The organism is Ideonella azotifigens, from assembly GCF_006519715.1.
Classification (GTDB): Bacteria; Pseudomonadota; Gammaproteobacteria; order Burkholderiales; family Burkholderiaceae_C; genus Ideonella; species Ideonella azotifigens.
The window spans coordinates 1-4,811 of record NZ_VIDT01000433.1 but is presented as its reverse complement, the minus strand read 5'-3'; the positions used below and the strand labels follow the sequence as shown (position 1 = coordinate 4,811).

Genomic DNA, 4,811 nt, shown 5'->3' with positions numbered 1-4,811 from the left:
TGCGTGGGCACGGCGCCGGTGGGTGCGGCGTCGGTCGGCGCCAGCGTGGAACAGCCGGCGAGCAGCGCGATCAACGAAGCGATGGCGAGAGTGGAGAAAACGGAACGCATGGCTCAAGCCTCCTGGATCACGGGGGTGGCCGCGGCCTGCTTGCCGCGCCGCACACCGAGGCGGCGCACCAGCACGAAGAACAGCGGCACGAAGAAGACGGCCAGCACGGTGGCGGTGAGCGTGCCGCCGATGATGCCGGTGCCAATCGAGATGCGGCTGTTGGCCCCTGCGCCGGTGGACAGCGCCAATGGCAGCACGCCAGCCATGAAGGCGAGCGAGGTCATCAGGATGGGCCTCAGGCGCAGCCGCGCAGCCTCCCGCGCCGCGGCCATCGTGTCCATGCCGCGGGCCACGGCGGCCTGGGCGAACTCGATGATCAGGATCGCGTTCTTGGCCGACAGGCCGATGGTGGTCAGCAGCGCGACCTGGAAGTACACGTCGTTCTCCAGCCCGCGCACGGTCGCGCCCAGCACCGCACCGACGACGCCCAGCGGGATCACCAGCAGCACCGAGAACGGCACCGACCAGCTTTCGTACAGCGCGGCCAGGCACAGGAACACCACCAGGATGGAGATGGTGTAGAGCTTCAGCGTCTGGCCCGAGGCCAGGCGCTCCTGGTAGGACAGGCCGCTCCAGGCATGGTTGGTGCCGGCCGGCAGTTCGCTGGCCAGCGTGTCCATGCGGTCCATCGCCACGCCTGAGCTCTTGCCTTCTGCGGCCGAGCCCTGGATCGCGTACGAGGCCAGGCCGTTGTAGCGCGAGAGGCTCTCGGGCCCGTAGGTCCACTGCGTGGTGGCGAAGGCGGAGAACGGCGTCATGGTGCCGGCGCTGCTGCGCACGTACCACTGGTCCAGGTCCTCGGGCTTGGCGCGGAACGGCGCGTCGCCCTGGATGTAGACCTTCTTGACGCGGGCGCGGTCGATGAAGTCGTTCACGTAGTCGCCGGCCCAGGCAGCGCTCAGCGTGCTGTTGATGTCGTCCAGCGACAGGCCCAATGCAAAGGCCTTCTCGTTGTCCACCTGCACCTTCAGCTGCGGCGTGTCTTCCATGCTGCCGGCGCGCACGGCGCTGAGCTGGCTGTCCTTGCCGGCATTGGCCAGCAACTGGCCGCGCAGGTCCTTCAGCTGGGCGCGCGTGGTGCCGGCGGCAGCCTGCAGCTGGAACTCGAAGCCGTTGGACTGGCCCAGGCCCTGGATGGCAGGAGGGTTCAGCGCGAAGACGCGCGCGTCCCGCACGGTGGACAGCGCTTGCGTGGCGCGGCCGGAGATCGAATCCGCACGGTTGGCCGTGCCGCTGCGCTGGCTCCAGTCCTTCAGCGCGACAAAGGCCATGCCTGCGTTCTGGCCGCTGCCGTTGAAGTTGAAACCGGCAATCGTGAAGATGGCTTCGGTGTTGTCCTCCTCGTCCTTCAGGAAGTGGTTCTCGACCTGCTTGGCCACCTCCATCGTGCGCGCCACCGAGGCGCCCACCGGCAGGCTGTACTGCACCATGGCCTCGCCCTGGTCTTCCTGCGGCAGGAAGCCGGTGGGCAGGCGCAGGAACAGCAACGCCAGCACCGCGACGATGGCGCCGTAGCCCAGCAGCCAGCGCAGCGGGCGCACCAGCACGCGGGCCACGCGGCCGTCGTAGCGCTGCATCAGCGAATCGAAATTGCGGTTGAACCAGCCGGCAAAACCGCGCGTGGCGGCCGGGCCGTGGTGGGGTTGCAGCAGCGTCGCGCACAAAGCCGGTGTGAGCGTCAACGCGACCACCACCGACAGCACCATGGAGGCGACAATGGTCAGCGAGAACTGGCGGTAGATCACGCCGGTGGAGCCGGCAAAGAATGCCATCGGCAGGAACACGGCCGACAGCACGGTGGCAATGCCCACCAGCGCGCCGGTGATCTCGCCCATGGACTTCAGCGTGGCCTCGCGAGGCGACAGGCCTTCCTCGCGCATCACGCGCTCGACGTTTTCCACCACCACGATGGCGTCGTCCACCAGCAGGCCGATGGACAGCACCATCGCGAACATGGTCAGCGTGTTGATCGAGTAGCCGAACACCTCCAGCACGCCGAAGGTGCCCAGCAGCACGACAGGCACCGCCAGCGCCGGAATCAGCGTGGCGCGCCAGTTCTGCAGGAACACGAACATCACGACCACCACCAGCGCGATGGCCTCGAACAGCGTCTTCACGACCTCCTCGATGGAGATCTTGATGAACTTGGTGCTGTCCTTGGGGTAGGCGACCTGGTAGCCGTCGGGCATGCCGTGCTGGAGTTGCGAGACCGTGTCGCGCACACGCGTTGCGGTGGAGAGTGCATTGGCGCCTGGCGCCAGTTGAACGGCCAGGCCCGAAGCCGGGTGGCCGTTGAGCCGGGTCACGTTGTCGTAACTTTCGCTGCCGATCTCGATGCGCGCGACCTGGCTCAGGCGCACCGCGGCGCCCGTGCTGTCGTGCTTGATGACGATCTGGCGGAACTGCTCGGGCGTCTGCAGCTTGGACTGCGCGGTCACGGTTGCATTGAGCTGCTGCTCGGCGGCGGCCGGCAACGCGCCGATCTTGCCGGCCGAGACCTGGGTGTTCTGCGCCTCGATGGCGGACGCCACGTCAGACGGCATCAGCGCAAACGAGGCCAGCTTGGCCGGGTCCAGCCAGATGCGCATCGCGTACTGCGAGCCGAAGACCTGCACGCCACCCACGCCGTCCACACGAGCGATCGGGTCCTGCAGGTTGCTCACCAGGTAGTCGGCGATGTCGGTCGCGGTGGTCTTGTCGGTCTGGTCGTAGAGCGCCACGATCATCAGGAAGTCGCTCTGCGACTTGGTGACCGTCACGCCCTGCGTCTGCACCGACTGGGGCAGCCGGGTCAGCGCCTGCTGCACCTTGTTCTGCACCTGCACCTGCGCGGTGTCGGCATTCGTGCCTTCCTCGAAGGTCACGCTGATGCTGGCCGAGCCGGACGACGAGCTCGACGACGAGAAGTACAGCAGCCCGTCCAGCCCGGTGAGCTGCTGCTCCAGGATCTGCGTGACGCTGTTCTCCACCGTCTCGGCGGAAGCACCCGTGTAGGTGGCCGAGATGCGCACCGTGGGCGGCGCGATGTTCGGATACTGCGCGACCGGCAGCGAAGTGATGGCCGCGCCGCCCGCCAGCATGATGACGATGGCGATGACCCACGCGAAGATGGGCCGGTGAACGAAGAAGCGGGCCAGCATCTCAGCCTCCCTTCACGGCAGAGGCCGCGGCTTCGGCGGTCGCCGCTGGCTTGGCGCCGAGTTCGACCGCGACCGGCTTCACCGTGTCACCGGCCTTGACCTTGTCGCTGCCCTCCACCACCAGCCGTTCGCCGGCGGCCAGGCCGCTGCCGACCAGCCAGCGGTCGCCAATCGCGCGGTCCGTGGTCAGCGTGCGCTGCTCGACCTTGTTGGCGCTGTTGACGACCAGCGCGGTGGCATTGCCCTTGGGGTCTCGGGTCACGCCTTGCTGCGGCGCGAGCAGCGCCGCACTGTCCTGCGCCTGGGCCAGCACCGCGCGCACGTACATGCCGGGCAGCAGCAGGCCTTCGGGGTTGGGGAAAGAGGCGCGCAGCGTGACCGAACCGGTGGCTTCGTCCACCGCCACTTCCTGCAGCTTCAACGTGCCGGCCTGCGCGTAGGCGCTGCCGTCTTCCAGCTTCAGGTTGACGGCGGTGCTGCCGGCCTTCATCGTCGCGCCGGCCAGCAAGCGGCGCAGCTTCAACAGCTCGGCACTGGACTGCGTCAGGTCCACGTCCACCTTGTCCAGCCCGCGGATGGTGGCCAGCGCAGTCGTCTGGCTGGCCGTGAGCAACGCGCCCGGCGTGACGCTGGAGATGCCGATGCGGCCACTGATGGGCGCGGTCACCTCGGTGTGCGCCAGGTCGATGCGGGCGCTGGCCAGCGCCGCCTTCTTCTCGGCCACCGAGGCCAGCGCCTGCTGGTAGCTGACCTGCGCGTCATCCGCGTCCTGCTGGGCAATGCCGTTGATCTTCACCAGCGCGGCATAGCGCTCGGCCTTCAGCCTGGCCGCGCCCACGCTGGCTTCGGCGTTCACCAGCGCGGCCTGCGCCTGGTCCACCGCCGCCTGGTAGGTGGCCGGCTCGATGCGGTAGAGCACCTGGCCCGCCTTCACCACGCTGCCTTCCTCGAACAACCTGGCGCGCAATACGCCGCCCACCTGGGGCCGCACCTCGGCGCTGTTGGCGGCACGCACGCGGCCGGGCAGCTCCGTCTGCAGCGCCAGCGCTTCGGGCTTCAGCGTCACCACGCCCACTTCCACCGGCGGCCGTGCAGCCGGTGCCTGGGCAGCCGGCGAGCAGCCCGCCAGCGCGACGACGACCGACGAAGCGGCGGCAACGATCAACAAGGCCGGACGCGAGCCGGGACGGCGGAGGTGGCAGGTAAAGTTCATGGTGACGTGTGAGTGTGAACGTTCATTCTCATTTATTCTATGAACCTGTGTGCTGCTGAACCCACCGCGCCGTGCAAAGAAACGTGAACCCTTCCGCTGATTCGCCCGCCGCTTCGCCGGCCCGCCTCGCCAAGGCCGAGCGGGACGAACTGCGCCGCCTGCAGATTGCCAACGCGCTGGCGCGCTGCGTGCTGCGCACCGGCTTCCACCGCGCCAGCATGGCCCAGGTGGCAGAAGAGGCTGGCATGAGCGTGGGCCAGATCTACCGCTACTTCCCCAGCAAGGAAGCCATCATCGGTTTCCTGGTTGAACAGATCGTTGCTGCCCGCCTGGCCTGGATAGACGCC

3 protein-coding genes are annotated in these 4,811 nt (G+C 68.1%); 1 reads left to right on the top strand and 2 read right to left on the bottom strand.

The window, feature by feature from the left end; all coding sequences use genetic code 11:
* Positions 1-113 precede the first annotated feature (113 nt).
* A complete protein-coding gene (locus FKP22_RS21225; RefSeq protein ID WP_375140604.1) occupies positions 114-3,248 on the bottom strand; it encodes an efflux RND transporter permease subunit in 3,135 nt (1,044 codons plus the stop codon).
* Between the two features lie 4 nt (positions 3,249-3,252).
* Positions 3,253-4,464 carry an efflux RND transporter periplasmic adaptor subunit gene (locus FKP22_RS21220; RefSeq protein WP_141289680.1) on the bottom strand — a complete coding sequence of 404 codons (1,212 nt, stop codon included), beginning with the start codon at positions 4,462-4,464 and terminating at the stop codon, positions 3,253-3,255.
* An 83-nt stretch (positions 4,465-4,547) separates the two neighbouring features.
* Between FKP22_RS21220 and FKP22_RS21215 the strand changes: the two genes are divergently transcribed.
* On the top strand, positions 4,548-4,811 hold a 264-nt coding region (locus FKP22_RS21215; RefSeq protein ID WP_141289679.1), incomplete at its 3' end, for a TetR/AcrR family transcriptional regulator.

Excerpts from the sequence above, each read along its gene's own strand:
- FKP22_RS21220 (WP_141289680.1), bottom strand. The coding sequence starts at position 4,464 with ATGAACTTTACCTGCCACCTCCGCCGTCCCGGCTCGCGTCCGGCCTTG.